General features: G+C 71.2%; 22 protein-coding genes and 1 tRNA gene. 14 read left to right on the top strand and 9 right to left on the bottom strand.

The annotated features are described in order from the left end of the window. Window positions 1-66: 66 nt before the first annotated feature. Complete coding sequence (locus ACFYP3_RS13050; protein ID WP_388831032.1) at window positions 67-867, bottom strand: BTAD domain-containing putative transcriptional regulator; 801 nt, start codon at window positions 865-867, stop codon at window positions 67-69. Between the two features lie 907 nt (window positions 868-1,774). On the opposite strand from ACFYP3_RS13050, the gene ACFYP3_RS13045 reads away from it, so the two are divergent. After that, a complete protein-coding gene (locus tag ACFYP3_RS13045; protein WP_388831030.1) occupies window positions 1,775-2,341 on the top strand; it encodes a hypothetical protein in 567 nt (188 codons plus the stop codon). An 81-nt stretch (window positions 2,342-2,422) separates the two neighbouring features. Here ACFYP3_RS13045 and ACFYP3_RS13040 read toward each other — a convergent pair whose 3' ends face one another. Both ACFYP3_RS13040 and ACFYP3_RS13035 read right to left on the bottom strand, forming a co-directional pair. Next, window positions 2,423-3,358 carry a hypothetical protein gene (locus tag ACFYP3_RS13040; protein WP_388831028.1) on the bottom strand — a complete coding sequence of 312 codons (936 nt, stop codon included), beginning with the start codon at window positions 3,356-3,358 and terminating at the stop codon, window positions 2,423-2,425. A 39-nt stretch (window positions 3,359-3,397) separates the two neighbouring features. Then, the gene (locus tag ACFYP3_RS13035; protein ID WP_388831026.1) at window positions 3,398-3,853 is read right to left on the bottom strand and encodes a hypothetical protein; all 456 of its coding nucleotides are present in this window, start codon (window positions 3,851-3,853) and stop codon (window positions 3,398-3,400) included. A gap of 542 nt (window positions 3,854-4,395) precedes the next feature. Between ACFYP3_RS13035 and ACFYP3_RS13030 the strand changes: the two genes are divergently transcribed. From ACFYP3_RS13030 to ACFYP3_RS13010, 5 genes are all read left to right on the top strand, one after another. Continuing rightward, window positions 4,396-5,214: a hypothetical protein gene (locus ACFYP3_RS13030; RefSeq protein ID WP_388831024.1), complete on the top strand. Its 819-nt coding sequence runs from the start codon at window positions 4,396-4,398 to the stop codon at window positions 5,212-5,214. Next, complete coding sequence (locus ACFYP3_RS13025) at window positions 5,211-5,723, top strand: hypothetical protein (RefSeq protein WP_388831022.1); 513 nt, start codon at window positions 5,211-5,213, stop codon at window positions 5,721-5,723. Before ACFYP3_RS13030 ends, ACFYP3_RS13025 begins: the two co-directional genes overlap by 4 nt. A 96-nt stretch (window positions 5,724-5,819) precedes the next feature. Continuing rightward, window positions 5,820-6,206 (top strand): DUF4440 domain-containing protein, encoded by a 387-nt coding sequence (locus tag ACFYP3_RS13020; RefSeq protein ID WP_388831020.1) that lies wholly within the window; start codon window positions 5,820-5,822, stop codon window positions 6,204-6,206. A 106-nt stretch (window positions 6,207-6,312) separates the two neighbouring features. Beyond that, a tRNA-Arg gene (locus ACFYP3_RS13015) sits at window positions 6,313-6,385 on the top strand. 252 nt (window positions 6,386-6,637) lie between these two features. Then, on the top strand, window positions 6,638-7,474 hold the full coding sequence (locus ACFYP3_RS13010; protein WP_388831018.1) for a nitroreductase/quinone reductase family protein: 837 nt from the start codon (window positions 6,638-6,640) through the stop codon (window positions 7,472-7,474). Here ACFYP3_RS13010 and ACFYP3_RS13005 read toward each other — a convergent pair. The 4 genes from ACFYP3_RS13005 to ACFYP3_RS12990 all read right to left on the bottom strand — a co-directional run bounded on the left by ACFYP3_RS13005 (window position 7,398) and on the right by ACFYP3_RS12990 (window position 13,913). Next, a complete protein-coding gene (locus tag ACFYP3_RS13005) occupies window positions 7,398-8,696 on the bottom strand; it encodes an ATP-binding protein (protein WP_388831016.1) in 1,299 nt (432 codons plus the stop codon). The two genes, ACFYP3_RS13010 and ACFYP3_RS13005, sit on opposite strands and share 77 nt — an antisense overlap. Window positions 8,697-9,049: 353 nt before the next feature. Further along, entirely contained in the window at window positions 9,050-9,253 is a 204-nt protein-coding gene (locus tag ACFYP3_RS13000; protein ID WP_388831014.1) for a hypothetical protein, read from the bottom strand. A gap of 137 nt (window positions 9,254-9,390) precedes the next feature. Continuing rightward, entirely contained in the window at window positions 9,391-11,334 is a 1,944-nt protein-coding gene (locus ACFYP3_RS12995) for an MFS transporter (protein ID WP_388831143.1), read from the bottom strand. Between the two features lie 281 nt (window positions 11,335-11,615). Beyond that, window positions 11,616-13,913, bottom strand: coding sequence for a D-alanyl-D-alanine carboxypeptidase (locus ACFYP3_RS12990; RefSeq protein ID WP_388831012.1), 2,298 nt, complete (start codon window positions 13,911-13,913; stop codon window positions 11,616-11,618). A 468-nt stretch (window positions 13,914-14,381) separates the two neighbouring features. Here ACFYP3_RS12990 and ACFYP3_RS12985 point away from each other — a divergent pair, with 468 nt between their 5' ends. The 3 genes from ACFYP3_RS12985 to ACFYP3_RS12975 all read left to right on the top strand — a co-directional run bounded on the left by ACFYP3_RS12985 (window position 14,382) and on the right by ACFYP3_RS12975 (window position 16,675). After that, window positions 14,382-15,116, top strand: a complete 735-nt coding sequence (locus ACFYP3_RS12985; RefSeq protein ID WP_030390041.1) for a GPP34 family phosphoprotein — start codon at window positions 14,382-14,384, stop codon at window positions 15,114-15,116. Window positions 15,117-15,355: 239 nt separating this feature from the next. Further along, window positions 15,356-16,237, top strand: coding sequence for a helix-turn-helix domain-containing protein (locus ACFYP3_RS12980; RefSeq protein WP_388831010.1), 882 nt, complete (start codon window positions 15,356-15,358; stop codon window positions 16,235-16,237). Window positions 16,238-16,465: 228 nt separating this feature from the next. After that, window positions 16,466-16,675 carry a DUF397 domain-containing protein gene (locus ACFYP3_RS12975; protein ID WP_030706854.1) on the top strand — a complete coding sequence of 70 codons (210 nt, stop codon included), beginning with the start codon at window positions 16,466-16,468 and terminating at the stop codon, window positions 16,673-16,675. A 93-nt stretch (window positions 16,676-16,768) separates the two neighbouring features. Here the strand turns inward: ACFYP3_RS12975 and ACFYP3_RS12970 are convergent, their stop codons facing one another. After that, window positions 16,769-17,662 carry a hypothetical protein gene (locus tag ACFYP3_RS12970; RefSeq protein ID WP_388831008.1) on the bottom strand — a complete coding sequence of 298 codons (894 nt, stop codon included), beginning with the start codon at window positions 17,660-17,662 and terminating at the stop codon, window positions 16,769-16,771. Between the two features lie 129 nt (window positions 17,663-17,791). Between ACFYP3_RS12970 and ACFYP3_RS12965 the strand changes: the two genes are divergently transcribed. Further along, window positions 17,792-19,087: a PLP-dependent aminotransferase family protein gene (locus ACFYP3_RS12965; RefSeq protein ID WP_388831006.1), complete on the top strand. Its 1,296-nt coding sequence runs from the start codon at window positions 17,792-17,794 to the stop codon at window positions 19,085-19,087. An 18-nt stretch (window positions 19,088-19,105) separates the two neighbouring features. On the opposite strand, the gene ACFYP3_RS12960 is transcribed toward ACFYP3_RS12965, so the two are convergent. Beyond that, complete coding sequence (locus ACFYP3_RS12960) at window positions 19,106-19,957, bottom strand: helix-turn-helix domain-containing protein (protein WP_388831004.1); 852 nt, start codon at window positions 19,955-19,957, stop codon at window positions 19,106-19,108. A gap of 783 nt (window positions 19,958-20,740) precedes the next feature. Here ACFYP3_RS12960 and ACFYP3_RS12955 point away from each other — a divergent pair. From ACFYP3_RS12955 to ACFYP3_RS12940, 4 genes are read left to right on the top strand one after another with little or no spacing between them, the layout of a single operon-like run. After that, window positions 20,741-21,151: an SseB family protein gene (locus ACFYP3_RS12955; protein WP_388831002.1), complete on the top strand. Its 411-nt coding sequence runs from the start codon at window positions 20,741-20,743 to the stop codon at window positions 21,149-21,151. Further along, window positions 21,148-21,780: a hypothetical protein gene (locus tag ACFYP3_RS12950; protein WP_388831000.1), complete on the top strand. Its 633-nt coding sequence runs from the start codon at window positions 21,148-21,150 to the stop codon at window positions 21,778-21,780. Before ACFYP3_RS12955 ends, ACFYP3_RS12950 begins: the two co-directional genes overlap by 4 nt. After that, the gene (locus tag ACFYP3_RS12945; RefSeq protein WP_388830998.1) at window positions 21,780-26,327 is read left to right on the top strand and encodes a putative T7SS-secreted protein; all 4,548 of its coding nucleotides are present in this window, start codon (window positions 21,780-21,782) and stop codon (window positions 26,325-26,327) included. Before ACFYP3_RS12950 ends, ACFYP3_RS12945 begins: the two co-directional genes overlap by 1 nt. Next, a complete protein-coding gene (locus ACFYP3_RS12940) occupies window positions 26,317-26,604 on the top strand; it encodes a hypothetical protein (RefSeq protein WP_388830996.1) in 288 nt (95 codons plus the stop codon). The genes ACFYP3_RS12945 and ACFYP3_RS12940 overlap by 11 nt, the downstream gene beginning before the upstream one ends. Window positions 26,605-26,714 lie beyond the last annotated feature (110 nt).

Here is a 26,714-nt window from a genome sequence, read left to right as displayed (position 1 = left end):
GACCCCGACGGCTAGGGGTCGTCCCGGGTCGCCCCGCGGGGGGACTGTGCAGCGGTCCGGGTACCTTCACGCGGCGGTGACGCCGACCAGATGTTCCGCGCCACAGTCGTCGAGGGCGGGGGCGTGCGTCAGGATCGCGTGCTGCAGTCGCTGGAGGCGCGGCGCGGGCTCGATGCCGTGGTCCTCGACCAGGTTGCGCCGGACCTTGCTGTAGGTGGCCAGGGCCTCGGCGGTGCGTCCGCTGCGGTAGAGGGCCACCATCAGGTAGGCATACAGGTTCTCCCACGTCGAGCGGTCGTCGAGCAGGGCGTAGATCTCACCCACGAGGGCCTTGTGGTTGCCGAGTTCGAGTTCGAGCTCGAACCGCTGCTCGTGGGCGAAGGAGCGGCGCTCGTCCAGCCGCCGGCCGAGGGATTCGAAGGCGGGTATGGCGCGCAGGTCCTCGAGGGCCTGTCCGCGCCAGAGCGAGATGGCCTGGTCCAGGGTCTTCGAAGCCCTTTCCCGGTCACCGGCCCGACGGAGCTCCCGGGCCGCTGCCAGCAGCCGGTCGAACTCGTAGACGTCCAGGTCGCACCCGACGAGCCGCAGCCGGTATCCGGGCGGCTGGGTGGTGATGAGCGCGGCGGCGTCGAGGTCGAGCGCCTGGAGGTGCTTGCGCAGCTTGGACACGTAGACGTGCAGTGCGGTGGAGGCGGTCTGGGGAGGGGTTCCGGACCAGAGGGCCTCGATGAGCCTGCCGGAGGACACGGCCTCACCGTGATGGGCGCAGAGATAGGCCAGCAGGGAGCGGAGCTTGAGCGCTCTCGGCGATACCTGGGCCCCGTCGTCTGTCTCTATCTCCACCGGTCCGAGCACTTGGAACTTCACGGTATTTCCCCCTGGTAGATCTCTTCGCCACGAAGGGGACACACACGGCCGATCCGCATCGCGCAGTCCCCCTCCGCACCCACAGATCTTCATTGCGTATCCAGATCGAGTCAAGCCGCCCAACTCTTATCTGAGGAACTCTTGAGGTGAGGGGATGAGCCATATCTCACACCCATTTCCGGATGGATCAGCTCCACTTTCCGGACCTGCTCGACGGGCTTTTTCTCGCCAGCACACCGTATGTTTCAAGCCGAATTCGAACGGCGTGAAACGCACCCCGGGCGACCGGCGGAACAGCCCGGAACCGGACATCTCGCAGCAGTATCCGGACGCGCCGGCGACCGCCCGCACGGCCGATCCCCGCCCATGTCCCAAGGGCCCGGGAGCGGTTGGGCACCCCCCGGGGGCGGCGGCCGAGCCCCCGCCCCGTGGACGGCCGCGGCCGCCGTTCCACCCCCGGCGGCCCGGAAAACCCCGCCGGCCTGGGGCTACTTACGGGTATGGTCCGGGCAGACACCCGCCTTCGGTGGTCCTGTGCGAGATCGGCGACACCGCCGGCCCGCACGACCACCGCGAGCGGTTGGCGCGTTGACGCACCTGCTCGGCGGGACGGGGGGAAACCTCCGCCGAGCGGTGCGCAGCCCGTTCCGCACGTCGCGGCTCGCGAGCGCGGGAACGGCCACCTTGCGCGCGCCGTTCCGCCCGGTCGGCAGAGCGGTCGCTCTCGCCGCGCAGTCGACGCACACCATCCCCCCGCTCGACGACATTCACGTCGTCCACACCGAATACGGGGGAGGTACGGGTGTGTGCGGACCGGGCTTCCGGATCGCCGAATCCTCGCCATGACACCAATTCGCGCATGAAGATCACGACGAGCACGATGAGCATGATGAGGGGAAGTATTCTCGTGCATTCCAAAAAGGTAATTCGCCTCCTGGCATCCACCGTCGCGGTCGCGGCGAGCGCGCTGTGCATCTCCGTGCCCCAGGCCCAGGCGTCCGCGCTCCCGGCGTCGGCCACCGTCGCGGGAACGGCCTCCGCCGCCGCTGCCCCCGACTGCCAGGGGACCTGCGTCCTCGGCGTCCGCGCCGCCACCCACCCGGACTTCGACCGCTTCGTGATCGACCTGGGCGAGGGGCCGATTCCGCAGTGGACCACGAGCACCCAGACCACGCCGCTGACCTGCTGCGGCGACGAGGGGGGCGAGCGCGTGCTCCCGATCACCGGCAAGCAGTACCTGAAGATCAAGCTCTCCCGGGCGACCGGGCTCGACTTCACCACCCTCACATCGGTGTACACGAGCCCGAAGTACCAGAGCTACGCCTTCCCGAGCCTCAAGGGGCAGGGCCTCGCCGGCACCACCGATCCCGAGGCCCGCGAGTTCAACATCGGACTCGCCCTCGGCGACCACTCCTCGTACCGGATCACCAAGCTCACCGCGCCGAACCGGATCGTGGTCGACGTCACCCACTGAGGCCCCGGCACCGGGTGCCGCTCGACCACCCAGCCACCCGGCCACCCGGTGCCGATCCCCCGTCACATCCCCTCGGCCGCGCTACTCTCCCGCCCGGGCGAGGATCGTGCGGGCGGCGTCGACCTGCTGCCTGTGCCGCTCTTCCAGCACCGCCAGCGCGTCGCCGTGGGCCGCCAGCTTGGTCTGCTGGATCCCGGCCTCCACGCTCAGCCACGTGTCGACCAGCTTCGTCTCCTCCTTGCAGGCCACGTCGGCCACGGCCGTGGAGACCTCCTGCGGGCTCGCGTCCGGCCGACCCGTGAAGTCGTCCGCCGGGTCCAGGGGGGACGCGTAGGTGAATCCCCTGGCCCTCATGCACGCGGACCAGTCGGCGACGACGTTCTTCACCTCGGGTACGGAGCGCGATTCCTCGAACGCGCTCACCGAGATCTCCTGGGCCGTCTTCGCCGCGGCGGGCGGCTCGGCGTCGCCGCGCAGGGCCCTGCCCGCCTCCGCCACGCAGCCACCCCGCGGAACCTCACGCCCCTTGTACGTGCCGACGTCGCCCGTGAGGACCTGCCAGGCCTCGTCGGAAGGCCGCTTCAGCCCGAGGTCGGCCGGCTTCGCGGGGTGGTAGCCGCGCGTCTGCGCCTCGGTCCTGTCCAGGATTCCGTACCTGCGGTCGGACGAGCCCGCCGGGCTTTCGGCGACCGTGTCGTAGGGGAGGTCGTAGCGGCTCATGCACGCGGCCATGGCGCGTCGCTCGGCCTTTGAGAGCAGGGCCGACTCCTCGGTGGTGAGGCTGTAGCGCGCGATCGGCAGCCGCGCACTCGGCCCCGGGGCCTTCGCGGCGGGAGCCGCGGAGGGCGCGTCGGCGCCGGCGGGCCGGGACTGCGGCCCGCGGCCGCTTGCGCCGCTCCCGTCACTTCCTCCGCTCGCGCCGCTCCCGCAGCCGGCGACGGCGAGGACCAGACCGAGGCACAACGCCCCGAGGGCGACCCGGCCGGGCCGCCCCCTTCTCCTTGCGCATGAGTTCACTGCGTACGCCTATGCCTCCGGGGATGCTTCGAGGGCCGGTCAGTTGAAGACGTAGCAGCCGTCGCCCTTGCCGCTGTAGGCGGACGCGTTCTCGTTGTACGTGTTCACGAGCTTCGAGGCGGACTTGTTCGGCGCGATGGCGTCACACGGGCCGTCGCCCCAGCTGTTGTAGTAAATGCTCACCCAGAAGCCCTGGGAGGTGAAGTTCCTGGCCGAGGCGGCATTGTTCTTGATTTCCTGCCCCTGGCCTGCCCCGCCGGTCAGGAATTTGTCGCTGGAGGCCATGACGGGCACGCTGGTGGTGCCTTCGTAGTACGAGTAGGAACCACCGAAACCGCTGTTGTAGAACAGTTGGAGACACTGCCCGCTGGAACGCAGGTCGGAGCAGGTACTGCCCAACGTGGAACTGGCGCTCGCCGGCGCCGCCAAGGCGAGACCCGCGCCCGCGAACGCGGAAAGGGCCGCGGCCGTCGCGGCCACACGCTTCAGCTTCATTTCATCCCCCATTTGTGACTGCGCCCCTTGATCCAAGCGGCCACCGGCACCTTAACCCCGGGGCATCGCAAACCCGTTGGAATATTCTCCGGGAACCTTCCTCTGGTGGCCGAAAAGCATCAGGACCTGACACCGAGCGGACCACACCGCCACCCACGTACCGGCCACTGACCTGCGAAGACCATCTGCGGCCCGCCCCGCCGTCCGGCCCCGCCGACCGACGACCTCAAACCGGAATGGCTTGTTCGCCGCTCCTGGCTCGACGAAATCCGATGCGGAATCACTCACCCCGAAAGCGCGAAAGTCTTCACAATCGGAACTCGTCGCGAGGGGTACCGTGAGCGCGGCCCGAAATGCTGGAAGCCCCCCGCCGCCGAAGTTCGGCAACAGACCGATCACGCGAAAGGCCCTTCACGTTGAGACCGATCAGAGCCATAGCGGGTACCGCCACTCTCGTGGCACTACTCGCCGCATGCGGAACGCAACAAGGTGGCAACCCGCCTCAGGACCCGGGTGCGCCGGCGAATGCCGCACCCGCGCGGATGGCGCTCGACCAGATTCCGTCGGCTCCCACCAAGGGGCTCGCGGTGGGGCTCACGCTCCCGCTGGACGAATTCACCGCCAAGCCCGCCGACGGCTATGCCTGGAAGGTCGCCGTACAGGACCAGTGGCGTTCCTGCATGGCACGCTACGGATTCAAGGACTTCGGCCCGCCCCGGGCTTCCGACCAGGCGGCGCGCGCCCAGGCGGACGCCACCATGGGGCGGCGCTACGGCGTCTCCGATCTCGAGGTGGCGAAGAAGTACGGGCACCACCTCCCGACCGACGTCCAGGAACCCGCGCGCTGGGAGCCCGCTCCCGGTGCCGAGACCGCGGTGTTCACCGGCAAGGGGCCCGAGCTCAAGGGCAACACCTACGCGGGCAAGGAAGTCCCGCAGGACGGCTGCCGCGGCGAGACCCGCCGGATGTTCCCGGTGCCCCGCACCCCGGAGGCCGAGACGGTCGGCGTCAGGGTCTTCGACGAGACCAAGAGCGACCCGGACGTCGTCAAGGCGTTCGCCCAGTGGTCCGCCTGCATGAAGGGGAAGGGCTACCAGCAGAGCAACCCCCTCGAAGACCTCCGCTCCCTCGGCATCCCCCTCTCCGCCCCGACCGCCGGCAAGGAAGAGATCGCGCACGCGGTCGCCGACGTCGAGTGCAAGCAGCAGACCGACCTGATCAAGGTCTGGAACGGCAAGGAGACCGAGAAGCAGCGGAAGGCGATCGAGCAGAACGCGCCGAAGCTCACGGAGGAGCGGGCCGCGAAGGACAAGGACGCGGCGAAGGCCGTGCAGGCGTACTCAGTGGCAGGGGCCCGATGAACATCATCAAGAGAATCGCCACCGTCGCGGCAGTCGGCGCCCTGAGCACGCTGTCCCTCTCGGTGACGCCGGCTTCGGCGGCCACCGTCTACGAGGGGGATGCGTGCACCTCGACGGGCAACCGCTACTGCTTCGCCATCCACTACAACAGCCGCGGCGAGCAGACCTGGTACTCCTCCAGCCCGTGCTTCGTCTCGGACGGTGACATCCCGGACTACTTCGGCTACTCCCCCAACGGGGCGACCCTCGTCCGGTACGTCTTCCGGCCCGGCCTGATCTCCGGAACCGTGTCCGCCTGCACGATGACGAACGAGGGCAGCGGCCAGGCGGTGAAGAACAACGCGGCCTCGGCGTCGAACGGCGAGTGCGTGGCCGACTACCGCGTCTACTTCAACTCGGGCTACAGCGGCCCGAGCCAGAGCTTCGCCCCGAACTGCGGCGACTACTGGCCGGCGGAGAACCTGAGCTCCACCCTGCACAACGAGAACGCCTCGCACGACCGCTACTGACCGCCCCGGTCCCGTGGTGCCCCTCCCCGCAGAGGGGCGCCACGCCCGCGGCCCGCGCCGCGCGCCGGTCACGGCGGCCTGCGCGAAGATGCGTACATGAGCCAAGAGACCGACCCGGTGAGCGAAGCGATCGCGGGCGAGCTGCGCCTGATGGACCCGGCCGTGCGCACGTCGCAGGCGCTGACGCGCCCCCTCCTCGACCCGCAGTTCGTGGAAGTCGGCGCCTCCGGCCGCCGGTGGACGTACGAGGAGATCCTCGCCGCGCTGCCCGAACTGGAGGGATCGACGGCGCACGGCCCGCGCTACGAACCCTCGGACATCACCGGCGTCCTGCTGGCCCCCGGGCTGGTGCACCTCACGTACGAGACCACGATCGCCGGGTCCCGCGCGCGCCGCAGCTCCCTCTGGCGCAGGCAGGACCCGAGCACCCCGTGGCGGATGTACTACCACCAGGCCACGCCCATCTCGCCGGTCATCACCTGACCGCGACGCCCGGAACGCCGAGCGGGATGGATCACAGATGCGGATCAAGCACCACCCGCTACACTGACCGCGGTGGCCCGGCCTCACAACCAGGTCTCCGCACCCTGCCTTCGTAGCTCAGGGGATAGAGCACGGCTCTCCTAAAGCCGGTGTCGCAGGTTCGAATCCTGCCGAGGGCACACTCCGAGGACCTCCAGCCGGGAACGGTTGGGGGTCCTTCGTCGCTCTGTGGTTACATGGGGCGCGTGTCGCGTGACGCCGCCTACTGAGATGTGGGCCGGGCGGTGGTTGGGCAGGCACCTGTTCACGAAGGACCGGGCCCATGGGCATTCACGCCACCGGCTACGGGTGATCTCCCTCGGTTTCTGCCGCTGCCCTGCATGCACACACCGTGAGGACGTCCATACTCCGTGTCATTTTCGTTTCATCAGATGGTCATTGACGGGTTCAGGGCCCGTGCCGGCCGCGTCGGCGGGCCCTTCGAAGGGTCCGAGCTGATCCTGCTCACCACCACCGGAGCCAGGTCCGGGAAGCCGCACACCGTCCCGCTCGGGTTCCTGCGCGACGGCGGGGACGGCGGGGATCTGCTCGTCGTCGGATCCGCCGCCGGGGCGGACCGGCATCCCGCCTGGTACCACAACCTGCTCGCGCGTCCCCTCGTACAGGTCGAGACGGGGGCCGAGGAGTACGCGGCCGTCGCCGTGCCCGCCCAAGGGGCGCGGCGGGACGAGCTGTTCGCGCGCGTGGTGCGCGAGGCGCCCGGGTACGGGGAGTACCAGGCGCGCACCCGGCGGGTGCTCCCCGTCGTGGCGCTCCAGCGGACGCACCGGACGGCCTCCGGCGAGGGCGAGGGCGGGATCGCCGGGAAGCTGCTCGACGTGCACGGGTGGCTGCGGGCGCAACTGGCCCTCGTACGGGATCTCGTGCGCGAGGAGCCGGGCGGCGGCGGGCCGCTGCCGCTCGGGCTGCAACTGCGCCAGCACTGCCTCGCGTTCTGCCACTCGCTGGAGTTCCACCACAAGAGCGAGGACGCCGGGCTCTTCCCGTACCTGGAGCAACAGCACTCGCACATGCGGGAGTTCTTCCGCAGGCTCGACGCCGAGCACCGGGTCATCGCGCGGCTCCAGCACGAGCTGGTGCAGGCACTGGACGCGCCGGACGGTGCGGGGTTCGGTGAGCGCGTGGAGCGGCTCAGTCGCGAGCTGGAGGCTCATCTCGACGCCGAGGAGGAGCAGTTGCTCCCGGTGCTGCGGGCCCTGGGAGCGTGACCCGGGCCTCGGCGCCGCCCGTCTCCCGGTTGCGGAAGGCGAGGGTGGCGCCGAGGGCCCTGGCCTGGCCCACGGCGATCGTCAGGCCCAGCCCGTGGCCCTTGTTGGTGCCTTCCGTACGGAACCGCTGCGGGCCGCTGGCCAGCAGGTACTCCGGATAGCCGGGACCCTCGTCGGTCACGGTCAGGATCCGGCCGTCCACGGTGACCGTGACCGGGGCCGCGCCGTGGCTGTGCGCGTTCGCCACGAGGTTGCCCAGGATGCGCTCCAGGCGGCGCCGGTCCGTCTCCACCCGCGGCGAGGAGCGCACCTCCAGGACCGTGTCGGTGCCGGAGGCCCGGATGGTGCGCGCCGCCAGGTGGGCCAGGTCGTGCGAGTCCAGCTCGACGAGCTCGCTGCGCGTGTCCAGCCGGGAGATCTCCAGCAGGTCCTCGGTCAGTGCGCGCATCGCCTGGACCCGGTCCCGTACGAGCTCGGCCGGGCGGCCCGGCGGCAGCAGCTCGGCGGCGGCGTTCAGGCCGGTGAGAGGGGTGCGGAGTTCGTGGGCGACGTCCGCCGTGAAGCGCTGTTCCGCTTCGAGCTTGCCCTGGAGCGAAGCGGCCATGGTGTCGAGGGCCCGGGAGACGGCCGCCACCTCGTCCTTGTTCCGCGCCTTGTCGTCGACCCGGGCGTCCAGGTCGCCCGCGGTGATCCGGCGGGCCACCTGCGCGGTCTGGTGCAGCCGCCGGGTGATCCGGGTGACGCCGAACGCGCCCATCAGGAGCGTGACGCCGATGGCGAGCCCCGAGGAGCCGAGGATGGCCCGGTCCAGATCGGCGATGGTCTGCTCGCCGGCGCGGAAGTCCACGGAGACGGCTATCGCGGTGCCCTCCTCGGCGGGCGCGGCCGCCCACATGGCGGCGCGGCCGCGCTGCTCGCCGAGCGCGGTGCCGCGTTTGCCGCCGAGGGCCAGGGCGCGCAGTTCGGAGGGCAGGCCGGCCGGGTCGATGCCCTCGCCGCGGGGCAGGCGCGCGCCCGTCTCGTAGGCCTTGATGGTCCGCTCCAGCTTGGTCAGCGCCTTCTCGCGGGCGGCACCGACGGTCTGGTGGGTCATGGCGCGGTGCACGAGGACGCCGAGCAGCGCCGCGAGTCCGCAGCACATGAGGGTGATGAAGACCGCGGCCTTCCAGATCAGGGTGGAGGTCCAGGCGGGCAGCCGCGGGCGCGGCGGCCGCACCCTCATCGGCGGGGCTCCACCGGGGTGCCCGTGCCCAGGGCCGTGGTGCTGCCGGTTGTGCTGCCGGTGGCGCTGCCGGAGCCCATGCCGGTGGTGCCGCCCTCGTGGTCGTTCATGGTCCCCGTTCCCCGTTCCCCGTCCCCTGTTCCGCGTCCCCCGTGCGCGGTTCCCCGGTCAGCTCACGGTAGTGCGCCCGTCTCCCCGTGTGGTCGGCGGGATCGGGCGGACCGGGCGGGGGCGCTGGTCACGGCGCACGGGCTCCGTGCGGTCATGCGGGCGGGCGGGACCGGCCGGGACGCGGAAAAGCCCCTCCGGCCGAAACCGGAAGGGCTACGTCCAGTGACTGCTCGGCCGGTCGGCTAGCTCAGGCCACTGGTGCGTTCGCCGATGCGGTCCCCCTGCGGAGTGCCGGCCCGCTTGAGCGCGGCCTTCGTGTGCAGCCCGCCCTTGACCTTGCTCCGTACCGGACCGTCGAAGCCGTGACCCTGCACACGCGGCGGCTGCGCCTGCTCCTGCGCCTTCGCGAGGGCCGTCCGGACGTCGCGCTTCTGCTCTTTGTTCATCCCGTCGTCAACTCCTTCGGGAGACACCCAATCGGACTACTGGGATCGTATGCATATATACGGACCAACGCACCCGGACCGGTATGTAAAGAATTCCGATCAAGAATCCGGGTACCTGTGCGCACCACCGGCCCCGATCAGCGGCGCGGCGGAGCCGGCAGCTTCGGCTGCCCCAGCGTCTGGTGGACCAGGTCCTCCGGGCAGGGCGTCCCCCGCGGCAGCTGGTACTTCGCCGCCACCCGGTACTCCCCCGGCGCCGGAGCCAGCAGCTCCGTCCACACGTCGCCACTGTCGTCCGGGGCCGCCTTGAAGAGGCATCCGGCCGTGTTCGCGTACTCCTTGCGGAGCGCCCCGCCCTCCCCGTTCCCGCCGCGCGCCTTCGACGCGAAGGTCTCCTGCGGCGGCGGTACGGGCTTGCCCGCCCCGTCCACCAGCCCCAGCCACGGGGAGTGCGGGATCCGCACCAGCACCCGCCCGGGCTTCCTCACGTCGATGACCAGGCGGTCGGCGCTCGCCCGCACCACGGTCGCCGGTCCGGCCACCAGGTCCGTCGGCTCGTCGACCTTGAACAGCTGCCAGTTCGCGTCGCCCCACACCTGCTGGAGGTACGGGAGCCCCTCGCGCACCAGCGTCGCCTCGTCCTCGCCGCCCGAGTCGGGTGTGTCGGCCGGCAGCACGACGTAGTGCACGGCCCAGCGCTCCAGCCAGGCCCGGTAGCTCTCGGCGGTGAGGGTGTCGTCGTAGAAGAGCGGGTTGCGCTCCAGGTCCGCCTGCCGGTTCCAGCCGCGCGCGAGGTTCACGTACGAGGGGAAGGCGGAGGACTCGCGGTGGCTGCTGGCGGGGACCACCTCGACCCGGCCGCGGTCGGCGCCCGCCTTCTGCAGCTGGTCGACGAGCGGGGCCAGCTCACGGTTCCAGGCGGCCACCGGGGTGGTGCGGATGATGTCCGTGATGCTGTTGGCGGTGATCCAGGCGTTCAGCCCGACGAAGGCGAGCAGCACCCCGTACCAGCGGCGCGAGCGCGGGAGCTCGTGCGCGAGGGCCGCGAGCAGCACGGCCCCGCCGAACAGCATCACCATCCGGGTGACGTTCGAGCCGACCTGGGAGTCGATCACCCAGGTCAGGAAGACCCCGAGGGCGTAGACGGCGGCGGCGATCCGGACCGTTTTCCACCGCTTCGGCACGAGGGACACGATCAGCAGCCCGAACACGAACGGCAGCCCGGCCGAACCGATCTTCATCGGCTGCGTCCCGGAGAACGGGAAGAGCCAGGCCGACAGTCCGACCACGGCCACCGGGGCCAGCCCCAGCGCGTACGCACCCGGGCGCCGCCGGCTCAGGAACAGCGCGGCGGCGATCACCCCGAGGAACAGGCCGGCGACGGGGCTGGCGGCGGTCGCGAGCCCGGCCAGCGGAGCCGCCACCGCGGCCTTGGCCCAGCGGCGGCGCGCCCACTTGCGGGGCCAGCAGAAGACCGTGGCGACCGCGGCGAGCGCGAACATCGCGCCGAGGCCGAAGGTGACGCGGCCCGACAGGGCGTTGCAGAGCAGCCCGTACACCCCGGCCAGGGCGGGCCACAGCGGCTCGCGCACGGCGCCGCGGCAGCGGGTGAGGATCAGGGCGAGCAGGCCGGCCGAGACGGTGCCCGCGATCATCATCGTGGTGCGGACGCCGAGCATGTGCATGAGGTACGGCGAGACCACGCTGTACGAGACGGGGTGCATGCCGCCGTACCAGGCGAGGTTGTACGCGGAGTCGGGATGCCGGCCGACGAACTCGGCCCAGGCGTCCTGCGCGGCCAGGTCGCCGCCGCTGTTGGCGAAGCTGAAGAACCAGACCACGTGGAGTACGGCGGCGAGGGCGGTGGCGACGGCCACCGGGTGGCGCCGGGCCCAGCCGAGGGCGGCGCGGAACGGGCCGACACCGTCGGCCTGCCCGGAACGGACCGGGCCCGTGAGCCGTAGGGCGCCGGGGACGGCGGGAGCGGCGGCGGGAGCGGCGCCGGCAGCGGCGTCGAGTACGGCGGCGGGTGCGGCGTCGAGTACGGCGCCGGCGGCGGCATCGGGTGCGGCGTCGAGCACGGCGCCGGGAGCCGCATCGGGTGCGGCGCCGAGCACGGCGCCGGGAGCCGCATCGGGTGCGGCGCCGAGCACGGCGGACGGCTCGGGTACCCCGGAGCCCCGTTCGGCATTCCCGCCGTCGGTCGGCGGGATGGCTTCCTGCCGCCGGCCCTGCTGCTCAGCAGTGGTCACTGCCGCTCTCCCCAACACATGAGTCCACACCCGCACACGTCCCGGGTGCCAAGACGCGCCCCGGCGCCCCGGGGTTGCCCGGGGCGCCGGATCCACGCTCTCACCGGATGTCAGCCGACGCGCGTCAGCTTGCTGCCGATGCCCGGCGCGGCGAGGTCGCTCTGCAGCGCCACCGGCACCTTCACCTGGCTGGCGCCCTCGCCGACGGTCAGCACGCCGACCTCGGTCCCGGCCTTCGCCGTCTGCGGCATCTTCGCGCCGCCGTCCGCCAGCTTGACGTCGACGGTCAGCGAGGCCCAGCCGACCGCCTGCACGTCGGCGGTGGCCACGACGGACGTCCGGCCGCCGAGACCGTCGTCGACGTAGCCCACGACCTCGCCCTTCTTCACGACGGTCGCACCGTCGAGGGCCTTCTGCGTGGCGACCATCAGCTGCTTGCTCGCGGCGAGCACGGTGTCGATGATCGACGGCTTGTGCTGGCCGAGGACGGCTCCGACGATCAGCTGGTTGGTGTTGCCGACCTTCTTCTGCGCGGCGAACAGCAGGTTCCCGCCCGCCTTGGTCGTCGTACCGGTCTTGATGCCGAGGGCGCCGGTGGGGCCGGTCAGGCCGTTCCAGTTCCGCCAGGACTTGCCGGACGGGTCGGTCCAGTTCGGCTTCTTGGTGATGTCGAGCAGCGTCTCGATCTCGACCAGCTTCAGCCCCAGCTTGACCTGGTCCTCGGCGGTGCTGACCGTGGTCGCGTCCAGACCCGAGGGGTCCGTGTACGTCGTGTTGGTCATGCCGAGTTCCTTGGCGGTGTCGTTCATCTTCTTGACGAACGCCTCCTGGGAACCGGAGTCCCAGCGCGCGAGCAGCCGCGCGATGTTGTTGGCCGACGGGACCATGAGGGCGGCGATCGCGTCGTACTCCGAGAGCTTGTCGCCCTCCTTGACCGTGTCGAGGGTGGACTCGTTGTCGGTCGAGTTCTTCTTGCCCTCGGTCTCGGCCGTCTTGTCGACGTCGATCATCTCGCCCTGTTCACCCTTCTTTATGGGGTGGTCGCGCAGGATGATGTACGCCGTCATCGACTTGGTGACGCTCGCGATCGGCACCGGCTTCTGCTCGCCGGACTGGCCGAGCGTGCCCAGACCGGCGGCCGCCATGTACGCCTGCCCCTCGGTGGGCCACGGCAGCTGCGGCTTCGCGCCCTCGAAGGTGTACGAGGACTTCGCGGTCATCACGAGCGTCGGCTCGGGCAGCGGGCGCACCAGCTGTACGACGGCCAGGATGAGCGCCAGGAGCGCGAGCAGCGGGGCGTAGATCTTGACCCGCCGGACCGCCGTGCGCATCGGGCTCGGCGGCGGGGGCGGGTTGTTCGTGAGGTCCGCCAGCATGTCGAGCGGCGGCTTGGGCGGCAGAGGCTGCTGGGTGGTCCGCTCGGAGGCGTCCACGGCGGAGGGCAGCTTCGGCCGCTGCCGGACCTCGGGCGCCGGAGCGGCGCTCTCCGGACGCAGCGGAACGAAGGTGCTGCCCTCGGGCGCCGCCGGCTTCGCGGCTTCCGGCTTCGGCGCTTCCGGCTTCGGGCCGGCGGGCTTCGCGACGCCCGGCTTCAGCGCGCCCGGCTTCAGGGCGGCGGGCTTGGGGGTCTCCGCCTTGACGGCATCCACCTTCGGGACCCGGAAGACGGCGGTGCGCTCACTGTCGGCGGGCTTGTCGGCGGCCTTGTCGGCCTCGGCCTTCGCCTCCTCGGCCGGAGCCGGAGTCGAAGCGGAAGCCGATGCGGAAGCCGAAGCGGAGGGGGGCTTCACCGCGCGGAACACGGCCGTGCGCTCGCTGTCCGCGGGCTCCTCGACCGCAGGCGCGGGCTTCGACCGTGCCGGGGCGGGGGTCGAAGCGGAATCAAGCTTCACGGCCCGGAACACGGCCGTGCGCTCACTGTCCGCTGGCTCCTCCGCAGCAGATGCGGGCTTCGCGTCCTCCGCGGCCGGAGCCGAAGCGGAAGCGGCATCCGACTTCACCGCACGGAAGACGGCAGTCCGCTCACTGTCCGCGGACTTCGCTTCGGCAGCCGAACCAGAACGGGAACCGGAAGCAGAAGCGGAACCAGAATCGGAACCCGAAGGGGAGGCCTGAACCGGCTCCGCGGCACGGGTGTCCGGGGCGGCCTCACGCTGCGGCGCGCCAGCCGGCGCGGCCTCGGGGCCGTCGGGCTCTTCCGCCCGCACCTCGGCATCCGCATCCGCCTCGGCATCGGCATCGGCATCGGTGCCGGTTTCCGCATCCGCGTCGGAATCCACCCGTTCGGCGGTCTCCGCCGCTCCGTCGGCCTTGGCGACCCACGCCGCCACCGCCTCGCGCAGCGGATCCCGCGCGCCGTCGGTTTCGGCCACGGACTCAGCCGGGGACTCGGACTCGGACTCCGTCAAGGACCCAGCCGTAGACCCAGCCGTGGACTCGGCCGCGGCCTCGGGAACCGCGTCGGCCCCGTCCACCGTCTCCGACTCCGACTCGGTCTCCGACCCCGCCCCCGACCCCGTCTCGGTCTCCTGCTTCGGCTTCGTCGCCCTCTCCGCCTCGCCGGCGCGAACGTCCCGCTCCTCGGGATCCCTCGGCCGGAACACCGACAGCCTCGGATCACGCTCCGCGGACGACTCCGCCGCCCCCGGCGCTCCTGCATCTACCGACTTGTCGGGGGACTCGCCCGCCACCGTTCCTCCTCCATCGCCGCCACGTCCGGCTGTCCGAATGTCTAACAGTGTCCCGTCTCGGGGGCATCGCCCCCGTGCTAGACGAGAACGACATAGCTGCGGGTTCCCCCACAAAGCGGCCACGCGCTCTCGACAGATGAATGTGAGAGGCGTCACCCTGTCACTCATCCACGCGGGGAGGCATGGATGGGCAGGAGCCGCAGAACAATTCCGGAGGAGCTTCTGCTGCTCGCCTTGGACCCGGCCACGGGTACCACGGCGCAGCCGCAGTCGCTCGACCTCGGCCTGGCCGGGGCACAGCTAGTGGAGCTGGCTCTGGCAGGACGGATAGCCCCTGATGGGGATCGTATCGCCGTGGTGATGCCACGGCCGACAGGAGATCCGACTCTGGACTCCGCACTGGAACTGCTGCGCAGGCGCGGCAGCCCGGTACGGGCCGTCCACTGGATCGGCGGACCCCGCCTGGGGCTCCGCCAGATTTACCTCGCTCATCTGGAGCGCTGCGGCATGGTCCATGCCGTCGCGGGACAGATGTGCGGTGTGTTGCCGACAACTCGCTACCAGGCGACGGACACGGAGATCAGCCGGGAGATCCGAGCCCGGCTCGACAGTGCGATCCGCACCGGCGTACCGCCGGACCCGCGGACCGCGGCGCTTGCCGCACTGGCCCACGCGGTCGGACTCGGCAAGCACCTGTACCCCGGCAACGAGGGGCGGTCGTCCAGGTCCCGGCTGCGGGACCTGATCCGGCACGACCCGATGGGCGGACTCGTGGCGCATGCCGTGATGGACGTCCAGAACGGTGTGGCCGCACAGCCGCGCCGTGACCGCGCACCGGCACCACCGGCCCGGGCCACGGCGAGCAGCGTCCCGCTGCAGCCGCGCCGGACGGGTGCGATGGCCCGCGCGGCCGCGCACTGATCCACAGGTTCCACCCGTTCCATCGCAACGCCATCGCCGTGACCGACGTCCGCAAAGACCCGGTTCGGGATCCGCCAGCGCGCGGGGTGGCGGGGCCGGTTCGCCGACCCCGCCGCCCCGCGCGTCTGTGTTTTCCCTGCCGTTCCCCAGCGGGGGCGCCCGCTTCGGTGGCAGTCTGCTCGACATCAGACACGCAGAGAGATCGCTGCACGACAGAAGAAGGCGGAGGTGCCGTTCCCGTGGCGTCCAATGTCAATCCCACCGTCCGACGCCGCCGACTGGGCATGGAGTTGCGCAAGCTCCGCGAGGACAAGGGCATGACGGCCGAACAGGTCGCCGAGCGCCTCCTCGTCTCCCAGTCGAAGATCAGCCGGCTGGAGAACGGCCGCCGGTCCATCAGCCAGCGGGACGTCCGCGACCTGTGCGACGTGTACGAGGTCGAGGACCGCCGGCTCATCGACTCGCTCATGCAGATGGCCAAGGACTCCCGCCAGCAGGGCTGGTGGCACGCCTTCGGCGACATCCCGTACAGCGTCTACATCGGCCTGGAGACGGACGCCGCCAGCCTGCGCACGTACGAGCCCCTGGTGATCCCGGGTCTGCTCCAGACCACGGAGTACGCCCAGTCCCTCGTCCGCGGTGCGTGGCCGGAGACCGCCCCGGCCGACGTGGACAAACGGGTCCAGGTCCGGATGCACCGCCAGAAGCGGCTCTCCGAGACCGACAACAACAATCCGGAGCTCGGCCCGCTGCGCCTGTGGGCGGTCATCGACGAGGCCGCGCTGCGCCGGCGGGTGGGCGACGCGCAGCTGATGACGCGGCAGCTGGAGTACTTGATAGAGCAGTCGGAACAGCCGCACGTGACCGTGCAGGTGATGCCCTTCTCGCTGGGCGCCCACCCCGGCGTCAACGGTCAGTACGCGATCCTGGAATTCCCGGACGCGTCCGACTCGACGGTCGTCTACATCGAGGGCGTGACGAGCGACCTGTACCTGGAGAAGGCCAACGACGTGCAGAAGTACAGCGTGATGTACGAACACCTGCGCGCGCAGGCCCTCAACGTCGACCAGACCCGGCAGTTCATCTCCGACATCATCGACGAATACGCCAACAAGGGCTAACAGGTCGAACGGGGTGAACGGGTCGAACGGCGCCGCGACGCGCCGGGCGAGCGGCGAAGGGGTCGGTACGGTACACCGTCACTCCCCGGCCACATAAGGCCTGAATGGAATATGCCACTCGGTCGGGTGAACGGTTCCTTCACCTATCAGGAGCTGCGGGTAGCGTCGATCAGGTCAGCCGGAAATGGCTGACAAGACACCGGAACTACTCGCTCACCGGAGAGAAACATGGCTATTCGTCAGGGCGCCACGGACAACTGGATCAAGTCCTCCTACTCCGCCAACGGCGCCTGCGTCGAGGTCAAGTCCCCCGTCATGGAGGCCATCGCCGTCCGTGACTCGAAGGTGCAGGACGGTCCGTCCCTCACCTTCGCGCCCGGCTCCTGGACCTCCTTCGTCGCCGACGTCACCGAGGGCCGGCTGGGACGCCTCGCCTGAAGATCACGTCATGCCCCCACCGTCCCTCCTACGTGAGCCCTCTCGACCGGTCCGCCGTCTTGGCCGAGGGGGCTCGGCCATGTCCGCGTACGGTCAGCGCAGCTGGTCGACGTACCGGTCCGTCCCCGGCACCGTGGGGATGAACGGCGCCACCAGCTCCACCCGCCCCAGCCCCGCCTGCGCCACCTCGGCGTCCAGCCCCTGGAAGCGGTCCCAGCACGCGCGCGGATCGGCCTCCAGGAACCACAGCAGCGTGAGCCGGGTGTCGACCCCCTCGACCTGCTTCACGTACGTCATCCGGTCGCCGGGCAGCGGGGTCGGCCGGAAGACCGTCACCATCGCGGCCGGGGAGCCGTGCAGCCGCTCCGGCAGGGCGCGCGAGCGCAGCCACTCCAGCAACTCGGCCCGCTGATGCGGCCCGTCGGCGTCGACGACCTGGACCACGAGGCCGGCGTACGGGTGGTCGAGGGCGTGGAAGTCCCGCGGGCCGGCGGCGCCGTCGCGGTAGACGGTGGCCGCGTGGTCCTGGAAGGCCGTGAAGACGTGGGTGCGGTCCTGGTGGACGCGGCCGTCGCGGTTCAGGCGCTTGTTGATGCCGACGGTCCACTTCATGTGCTCGTCGTAGCGGCCCTCGGTGACCCAGTACGTCGATATGTAGCAGCCGGCGGTGACCGGTTGGGCGACGGCCGACTTCTCCGGGTAGCGCAGCTCCTGGAGCTCGCGGGTGGCGACCCAGCGGCGGCCCGCGTACATCCAGGGCATGGCCATGGCGCCGGCGTAGTAGTGGTCGTCCTCGTACCAGCGGTTGTACGCGTACTCGTGGCCCGGGTGCGGTTCCACCATGGTGATCAGCGCGTGGCCGGGGCGGACGCCGTAGGGGCCGACGGACGCGAGCGCGGCGTAGTCGTCGACGCGGGTGTCCGGCCGGGGGTCCTGTGGGGGTTCCTGGCGGGGGTGCGGTCGGGGTTCCTGCTCTCCTGTCGTCATGGGGAACGGTCTAGCTGATGTGGCGTCAGATGGGGAGGGGTCCGCCCGCCGTCCGCCTCCCCGATAAATACGTGGCGTCTACAACTGCACCTGACTACGATGCGCGCACCCGTCCCCGGAGGAGCGCCCATGTCTGCTACTGCCGTGCCTGCCAGCGCCGATGCGCACACGTCGCCACCGCTCGTGACGCCGCCGCTCGGGACGCCGCCCGTCGTGACGCCGCCGCTCGTGACGCCGCCACCCGCGTTCGCCGCCCGCGCGACCTCGGTCGAGGGTTCTCCCGTACGCGAGATCCTCGCGCTCACCGAACGCCCCGGGATCATCTCCTTCGCCGGCGGCCTCCCCGCGCCCGAGCTCTTCGACACCGAGGGCCTTCGGGCGGCGTACGACGCCGCCTTCGCGGGGTCGGCGCGGCGCGCGCTCCAGTACTCGACCACCGAGGGCGCGCCGGAACTGCGCGCGGCCGTGGCCGCCCGCGCCACGGCGCGCGGCCTGCCGACCGACGCGGACGACGTCATCGTCACCTCGGGCTCGCAGCAGGCCCTCGCCCTCGTCACCGCCGCCCTGATCGAACCCGGGGACGTGGTGCTGGCCGAGGACCCCACCTACCTCGCGGCGATCCAGTGCTTCCGGCTGGCGGGAGCGCGGGTGGTCGCCGTGCCCTGCGACGGGGACGGCATCATCCCCGAGGCCTTGGCGGACCTCGTGGCCCGCGAACGCCCGAAGCTGCTCTACACCGTCCCCACCTTCCAGAACCCGACGGGACGCACCCTGCCGGCCGCCCGGCGGGCCGCGGTGGCGCGGATCGCGGCGCGCCTCGGACTGTGGCTGGTGGAGGACGACCCGTACGGGGACCTCCGCTACGAGGGTTCGGACGTCCCGTGGCTCGCGGCGCACCCGGGGGCGGCGGACCGTACGGCCCTGATCGGCAGCTTCTCGAAGATCATGGCGCCGGGGCTGCGCCTGGGCTGGCTCCGGGCCCCGGCGGCCCTGCGGCGGGCCGCGGTGGTCGCGAAGCAGGTCGCGGACCTCCACACCTCGACGGTGGACCAGCTCGCGGCGGCCCACTACCTGGCGACGACGGATCTGACCGCGCACATAGCCACGGTCCGTACCGCGTACCGCGAACGGCGCGACGCCCTGCTGGCAGGTCTGGGCGCGGCCCTTCCGGCGGGCTCGGAATGGAACCGCCCCGAGGGCGGCATGTTCGTCTGGGCCCGCCTCCCCGAGGGCCACGACGCGACGGCCCTCCTCAAGACGGCGGTCACCCACGGCGTCGCCTTCGTCCCGGGCGCCCCCTTCCACCCGACCACCCCGGACCCCCGCACCCTGCGCCTGTCGTTCACGACGCACACCCCGACCGAGATCGCGGAGGGCCTGACCCGCCTGGCGGACGCGGTGGCGGCCTACGACCCCGCTCGGTAGCCGGAGCAGCGCGGCGTCTCAGGCCGCCTTCGTGCGACAGGACGCCCGGCAGTCGCGGCAGTGGCCGGGGGTCGGTGCGCGGAAGGCGCGTTCGCAGGTGTCGCAGGTCTGGAAGGGGTGGCGGGGCCCGTCGGGGCGCGGCGCGGTGGCGGGCCCCCAGTCGAGTGCGGGCAGCGGGGGCGGGAGGGCGGCGCGCAGCCGGTAGGCGACGAGCCCGGCCGGATTGCGCAGGTCGTACGGCACGTCCGCGGTGAGGGCGCGCCGCACGGCCTCGGGCGCGGCCCCGCGGTCGAGCCACTCCACGACGGCGGGTGCGAGCCGCTCGACGTCCCGCTCGGCGAGCAGCAGGCGCGGTTCGCGGATCCGCAGGCCGGCCAGCAGCTCCCCGGCCACGCGCAGGACGGCCGGGGCGGGCCGTGAACCCCGTACGGGGTCACCCGACAACTCGGGGGCGAGCGGTTCGCGGTCGGGGCTCAACGACTCGGGCTCCGGCTGCGGGTCTGGGTCCGGCGGCTCGGGCTCCGGGGCCGGGTCCGGGTCCGGCGGCTCGGGCTCCGGGGCCGGGTCCGGGTCCGGCGGCTCGGGCTCGGGGTCCGGGTCGCGCTCCGGCGGGGTGTCCGCCAGCGGGAAGTTGTACGACACGGTGCGGGTGACCACCTTGCCGTCGGCCGTCCGCACACGCGTGCGGCGCAGGTAGCCCGCCGCCTCCAGCTCCCGCAGCGCCCGCCCGATGCGGTACTCGGTCTCGGGGAAGCGCTCGGCGAGAGCCCTGATGCTGACCTGGGCGCCCTCGGGCAGCGACTGGATGTGGACGGCGGTGCCGATCGCGAGGAGCGACAACTCCCCGTGCTGGACGAGCCGGTTGCTCACGACGGTGAAGTGGGCCGCGAGAGGGACATTGGCGTGCCGGACGCCGGAAACGCCACCGGATCGGGCGGTTCCGCGCGGAGCACGGGGCGATGCGGGCAGGCCCGCGCTAGGCTTCTGAAAGGCCATCGGGAAGGTGTATCGCTTCCTCGTTGGATCAGACCCTCGGCCGGGATTGCCGTCCCGCCGGGGGTCGTCTCATGTCTGGAGTTGTCGCGGCGAGCATATGCCAGCCAACCCCACGCATATCCAGTCCAGTTGGACAGATTCACCCGACCGAGCGATTGCGGTCGAACGGGGAGGCTGGAGGGGTTTGGTCTGGTTCTTTCCCCGGGTTCTTTGGTCTTTGACCACGAGCCGAACCGCCACTCCCCCCACCGCCACACGTCTCCCACTGACCCGGTCCGATCCGCTCCGTCGTCTTCAGCGGCGGGGGCTGACCCCGATGAGGTCCGGGGGGACCCCAAGCCTCCTCCACCCGGGCGGGGGGACGCTGTTGCTTCTGCAACGAAATCTCGCCACGCAAGCACGGAGGTCGAAAACCCGCCCACTCGCCGATCTGAGCGCAGTCACCCCACAGCAGCGACAACCGAGCACCCGCATGCCTGTCTCGTTCTGTGCATTACCGAACAGTGAAATTGACTCCCTTCGCCGCAGTAGGCGAAGGTTCGTTCGATCAGGACGCATGGGGCGGGGGTCCAGGTGGGGTTCGACGAGGAATGGGGTCGGCTGCGGGCTGATGCCCTCCAGCGGCGCGCGAGTTCGAGGCCTTCACGGTCGGCGGGCGTGACCGCCGTCGGTGCGGTGGAGGCCGATCCGGTGACGGGGCCCGATCCGGTGGCGGAGGCCCGGGAGGCCGTGCTGGAGCGGCTGGCGGACTTCCGCAGCCGGCTGCTCCTGGTGCCGTTGGACGCCCAGGGCGGACTGTGGACGGCCGAGTTCGGCGGGCTGGACTGGATCTGCGTCTTCTGCGACGAGGAGGCGTTGGGTCGGTTCGCCGAAGCCCGGGGCGAGGGCAATCGCGAGTGGACGTACCGGCGCGTGTTCGGCGCGCGACTGCTCGACGGGATCGTGCCGGCGCTGGACTTCCCGTGCGGGGTCGCGTGGAACGCGGCGGGGCCGGACGGCATGCTGCTCCCGCCGGTGCGGGGGATCGTCCCGGACACGGCGGCCCTCGACGGGGAGGCGGCCGCGTGAGCGGGGAGGGGGCGGACCTCGACGTCTCGAAGCAGGCGTTGGGTCAGATCGCCAAGGGGATCACGGACAGCCTGGCCGAGTTGAAGGAGCTCGGTTCGGTGGGCACGGCGAGCATGGGCGGCGGCTTCACCGAACTGGGGCTCAGCGGGCTGGAGACCGGGCACGCGGGTCTGACGTCCACGCTGAACACGTTCTGCGAGCGCTGGGGCTGGGGCGTCCGCTCGCTGGTGCAGCAGGGGAACGCGTTCGCCAAGGGCGTGGGGCTGTCGGCGGGCCTGGTGCACGAGCAGGAGCAGTACATCCAGGGAAGCTTCAAGGTCGTGACGAACGCGGCGCTCGGCAATCCGTACGCCTCCGAGAAGGAAATCATCGACAAGGACTGGGGCGAGGTCCTCTCCGACAACCCCATCACCCAAATACGGGACGCCGACTACAGCCCCCAGTCCTTCGACGAGGCCACAAGGAACGGCAACGAGGCCTGGAAGACGACCGTCCGGGACGTCAACAGCTCAGACTTCCTCCTGTCCAACCAGATCCTCGACGCCGTCGGCCTGCGCGACGACATGGACGGCGTGGTGGACGGCCTGGTCGGCCCCGCACCCGAGCCTCAGCCGGGTGGTGAGGGCTGATGACGGACTGGGGCGGCCTGGTCGACAAGGGACTCGACAAGATCGGGGACGGGGTCGACTCGGCGAAGAAGGTCATCGGTCACGGGGTGGACCGGGCCACCGACGAGGTCGGCGGCGCACTCGACAAGGTCGGCGCGCACGACTGGGCCGACAAGGTCGAGGACTTCGGCGACGGCGTCGCCTCCCGTCTCGGGGCCTCGGTACCGGAGCAGGAGCTCGGCCAGAGCGAGCAGGCCGACGAGCTGGTCCACGGCAAGTCGTCGGCGATCCGGGCGACCGCCAAGCACTTCACGGACTTCCAGGCGGCATTCGAACGGGTCGGGCAGGGCATGAGGGCCCTGGACTCGGACCGGTGGAAGGGGCAGGCCGCCGACGCGTTCCGCGAGAAGTTCGCGATGCACCCCACCGACTGGCTGCGCGCCTCCGACGCGTGCGAGTCGGCGAGCGGCGCGCTCACCCGGTACGCGGAGACGGTGGAGTGGGCGCAGAAGCAGGCGGGCGAGGCGATCGCGCTCCACAAGGCGGCGGTGAAGGCGACGAAGGACGCCCACGACGCACATGTCGCCAAGGAGGACGCCTTCAAGGCGGCGTCGAAGGCCGGCCGCGATCCGGGCCCGGTGCCGGTGGAGGGCGCCGACCCGGGTGAGGCCACCCGCAAGCGGGCCAAGGAGATCCTCGACGAGGCCCGCAGGCAGCGCGACGAGGCCGCCGCGACGGCCGAGCGCGCCCTGAAGGCCGCCATGGAGCACGCCCCGGCCGAGCCCCCGGCGAAGGACCGGCTCCGGGCCGGGCTGGTCGACTACGCGGGCTCGGAGGCGGTCGAGCTCACCCACCTCGCGGGCGGCGTGGCCAAGGGTGCGGCGGGAACGCTGAACTTCGCCCGCGGCCTGAACCCGTTCGACCCGTACAACCTGACGCACCCGGCCGATTTCCAGCAGAACTTCACCATGACGCTGGCCGGCCTCGTCTCCACCGCGTCCCACCCCGAACGCATCCCCGGCCCGATGATCGACAGCTACATGGCGGACCCCAGCGAGTTCAAGGGCCGTCTCCTTCCCGACCTCATCGGCGCGAAGGGCCTGCCCACCCTCCGGGCCGGCGCCCGCTTCGCCGAGGAGGCGGCGAGCGCGAGCGCCGCGCGGGCGGCCACGAAAGCCGAGGCCGAGGCCGTGGCCCGCCGCAAGGCGGACCTGAAGTGCAAGGGCGACCCGGTCGACGTCGCGACGGGCCGGATGGTCCTGCCGCAGACCGATCTGGTCCTGCCCGGCTCGCTGCCGCTCGTGTTCACCCGCACCTTCGAGTCCTCGTACCGCGCGGGCCGCTGGTTCGGCCCGTCGTGGGCGTCGACGGCCGACCAGCGCCTGGAGATCGACGAGGAGGGCGTGATCCTCGTGCGGGAGGACGGCAGCCTGCTCGCCTACCCGCGTCCGCAGCCCGGAACTCCCGTACTTCCCGGCCACGGTCAGCGCTGGCCGCTCGTCCTCGGCGCGGACGGCGGATACACGGTCACCGACCCCGAGTCCGGACTCGTGCGCCACTTCACGGACGAGGGCCTCCTCAGCCAGCTCGACGACCGGAACGGCGCCTGGATCGCCTTCGCCTACGACGAGACGGGCGCGCCCACCGCCCTGTCCCACAGCGGCGGTTACGAGCTGCGCCTCAGCTCATCGGAGGGCCGCATAACCGGCCTGGCCCTCGCCGACGGAACCGAGGTGCTCCGCTACGCCTACACGGACGGCCACCTCACCCACGTCACCAACTCCTTTGGCCGCCCCCTCCGGTTCGGCTACGACGCACTCGGCCGGATCACCTCCTGGACCGACACCAACGACCGCCACTTCGGCTACGTCTACGACGAGCAGCACCGTTGCGTCGCCCAGTCCGGCACCAACGGCCATCTCGACGTCCGCTTCGCATACGGGGACGGCTCCACCACCTACACCGACTCCCACGGCCACGAGACCCGGTACCTGGTCGACGACCGCGCCCGGATCACCGCGGAAATCGACCCGACGGGCGCGGTGACCCGGTTCACGCACGACGCGTACGACCGCCTCCTGACCCGCACCGATCCGCTGCGCCACACGACCCGGTACGTCTACGACGAGCAGGGCCGGCTCACGACGGTGGTCCGCCCCGACGGCCGCGAGGTACGGGCCGAGTACGACCCGCTGGGCCTGCCCGTCGCGGTGCTCCAGCCGGACGGCCGGGTGACCCGCGCGACGTACGACGGCCACGGCAACCGCACCTCCGCCACCGCCCCGCACGGGGCGACGAGCCGCTTCACCTACGACGCCCGCGGCCACCTGGCCTCGGTGACGGACCCCCTGGGCGCGGTCACCACGGTCCGCTGCGACCCCGCCGGCCTGCCGCTGGAGATCACGGATCCGCTGGGCGCGACAACCACGTACACACGCGACGCCTTCGGCCGCCCGATCGCCGTCACCGACCCGCTCGGCCACACCACCCGTCTCACCTGGAGCGCGGAGGGCCGCCTGCTCCAGCGGGAGACCGCCGACGGCGGCACGGAGTCCTGGACCTACGACGGTGAGGGCAACTGCACTTCCCACACCGACCCGGTGGGCGGGGTGACGCGCTCCGAGTACGGCGACTTCGACCTCCTCACCGCATGGACGGGCCCGGACGGCGTCCGCTACTCCTTCACCCACGACACCGAGCTGCGCCTGACCTCGGTCACCAACCCCCAGGGCCTGAGCTGGAGCTACGCCTACGACTCGGTCGGCCGTCTCGCCTCCGAGACGGACTTCGACGACCGCACCCTCACCTACGGGTACGACGCCGCGGGTCGCCTGGTCTCCCGTACGAACGCACTCGGCGCCACGACCACGTACGCGCACGACACCCTCTCCCTCCTCCTGCGCAAAGAGACGGCGGACGGCGTCACGTCCTACACGTACGACGCCTTCGACGAGCTGGCCCGGGCCGTCTCACCGGACGGCACCACGCTGACCCTGCGCCGGGACCAGTACGGCCGCGTCGTCTCGGAGACGGTCGACGGACGCACCCTCACCCACACCTACGACGTCGCGGGCCGCCGGGCCGGCCGCACCACGCCCGCCGGGGCCTTCTCCGAGTGGACGTACGACGCGGCCGGCCGCCGCAGCGCCCTCAGCGCCTCGGGCCGCACCCTGACCTTCGAGCGGGACGCCGCGGGCCGGGAGCTGACCCGCGCCATCGGCCCGGACCTGACCCTGGCCCACGCCTACGACCCGGTCGGGCGCCTCACCGACCAGCACCTCGTCGGCCGGGACGGCCGCACCCTCCAGCGCCGCGGCTACGGCTACCGCGCGGACGGCGCCCTCACGGCGATCGACGACGCGCTCGCCGGCCCCCGCAGCTTCACGCTGGACCCGGCGGCCCGGGTCACGGCGGTCGACGCGACCGACTGGACCGAGCGCTACGCCTACGACGACGGCGGCAACCAGACCGCCGCCTCCTGGCCGTCCCGCCACCCGGGCGCGGAGGCCCAGGGCACGCGTGATTACGAGGGCACCCGCATCACCCGTGCCGGGTCGATCCGCTACGAGCACGACGCCCTCGGCCGGGTCACCCTCCGCCAGAAGACCCGCCTCTCCCGCAAGCCGGACACCTGGCACTACGAGTGGGACGCGGAGGACCGCCTGACCGGGGTCACCACCCCGGACGGGACGCGCTGGCGCTACCGCTACGACGCCCTGTCCCGCCGCACGGCCAAGCAGCGCCTCGCGCCCACCGGTGAGGTGGCGGAGGAAACCCTCTTCACGTGGGACGGCACCACCCTCTGCGAACAGACGGCCGGCCCGGTCACCCTCACGTGGACCCACCACGGCCTGCACCCGCTCACCCAGGCGGAGCGTGTCCTCGGCAGCACGGACGACCGGTTCTTCGCCATCGTCACGGACCTCATCGGCACCCCGCGCGAACTGGTCGACGAGTCGGGCGAGATCGCCTGGCGCGCCCGCTCGACCCTCTGGGGCTCGACCACCTGGACCCGCGACGCCGCCGCGTACACCCCGCTCCGCTTCCCGGGCCAGTACTTCGACCCCGAGTCGGGCCTCCACCACAACTACTTCCGCACGTACGACCCCGAAACAGCCCGCTACCTCACCCCGGACCCCCTGGGCCTGGCCCCGGCCCCCAACCCGGCCACGTACGTATCGAACCCCCACACTTGGTCGGACCCTTTGGGGCTGGCTCCTGACGGATGCCCTGACGAGCAGCCGCTGTACAAGGCGCCACAACGCGGCCAAGGGGATATCCAGGAGAGGCTGGGGTATCGGGCAGAAGACTTCCCCGGATCTCCGGAGGATTTCTACTCGAATGGAATAGCCTACTTCGCAAAGGAATGGGAAATCGCCGCAAAGTATGCACCGAGCTACCGAGAGGGGATCATCGAAATCCGCATCCCGATGGACGACTACCGCAAACTCTTCGAGCAGTACGAAAAGCCATACGAGGGAGGCCCCCATAAGGAGCTGGAAATACCTAATACCGCCATTGAACAGCTGAATAAATATCCGAGAGTGAGGCACGATTATGGCCGATAAGACTTGGGGAGAAATCAAAGCCCGATACCCCCTTGGGGCTGGCGTCACAGGGAGGGTGAAGGCAAAATTCCAACATGGCGTCTATCTGGAAATCGACGGCACTCCCGAGGCGCGGGTCTTCGTGGATCTCCTTTCATACAACCCTGACGGCGACACAAAGGGCGGCGGCCTTCCAGAGATCGGTGAGGTCGTCGCAGGTGTTGTGGCGGAACAGGTCGATCGCGATCAGCAGCTGAGGGTCCGGGTGGGCCGACCGTTCTGGGAGAGCTCCGACTGAAGCTTCGGCGGCTATCGCCTAGCGGGGCAGCGTATGACCGACCCTACTCACCTCTGCATGGGTTTTTATCCCTGCGACGGCCGTGAATCCCGGAGATGTGGCCCTCGGCC

It is taken from the genome of Streptomyces sp. NPDC005533 (assembly GCF_042871845.1).
GTDB lineage: Bacteria > Actinomycetota > Actinomycetes > Streptomycetales > Streptomycetaceae > Streptomyces.
The sequence above is the reverse complement of the archived record's forward strand: the minus strand, read 5'-3'. Positions and strand labels throughout refer to the sequence as shown.

What these genes read in the sequence shown, in the direction of transcription:
- ACFYP3_RS13005 (WP_388831016.1), bottom strand. Translation starts at nt 8,696, where the DNA reads ATGAGGGTGCGGCCGCCGCGCCCGCGGCTGCCCGCCTGGACCTCCACC.
- ACFYP3_RS12965 (WP_388831006.1), top strand. Translation starts at nt 17,792, where the DNA reads ATGTCTGCTACTGCCGTGCCTGCCAGCGCCGATGCGCACACGTCGCCA.
- ACFYP3_RS12940 (WP_388830996.1), top strand. Translation starts at nt 26,317, where the DNA reads ATGGCCGATAAGACTTGGGGAGAAATCAAAGCCCGATACCCCCTTGGG.
- ACFYP3_RS12985 (WP_030390041.1), top strand. Translation starts at nt 14,382, where the DNA reads ATGGGCAGGAGCCGCAGAACAATTCCGGAGGAGCTTCTGCTGCTCGCC.
- ACFYP3_RS13035 (WP_388831026.1), bottom strand. Translation starts at nt 3,853, where the DNA reads ATGAAGCTGAAGCGTGTGGCCGCGACGGCCGCGGCCCTTTCCGCGTTC.
- ACFYP3_RS13020 (WP_388831020.1), top strand. Translation starts at nt 5,820, where the DNA reads ATGAGCCAAGAGACCGACCCGGTGAGCGAAGCGATCGCGGGCGAGCTG.
- ACFYP3_RS12970 (WP_388831008.1), bottom strand. Translation starts at nt 17,662, where the DNA reads ATGACGACAGGAGAGCAGGAACCCCGACCGCACCCCCGCCAGGAACCC.
- ACFYP3_RS13000 (WP_388831014.1), bottom strand. Translation starts at nt 9,253, where the DNA reads ATGAACAAAGAGCAGAAGCGCGACGTCCGGACGGCCCTCGCGAAGGCG.
- ACFYP3_RS12975 (WP_030706854.1), top strand. Translation starts at nt 16,466, where the DNA reads ATGGCTATTCGTCAGGGCGCCACGGACAACTGGATCAAGTCCTCCTAC.
- ACFYP3_RS13030 (WP_388831024.1), top strand. Translation starts at nt 4,396, where the DNA reads ATGGCGCTCGACCAGATTCCGTCGGCTCCCACCAAGGGGCTCGCGGTG.
- ACFYP3_RS12945 (WP_388830998.1), top strand. Translation starts at nt 21,780, where the DNA reads ATGACGGACTGGGGCGGCCTGGTCGACAAGGGACTCGACAAGATCGGG.
- ACFYP3_RS13010 (WP_388831018.1), top strand. Translation starts at nt 6,638, where the DNA reads ATGGTCATTGACGGGTTCAGGGCCCGTGCCGGCCGCGTCGGCGGGCCC.
- ACFYP3_RS13025 (WP_388831022.1), top strand. Translation starts at nt 5,211, where the DNA reads ATGAACATCATCAAGAGAATCGCCACCGTCGCGGCAGTCGGCGCCCTG.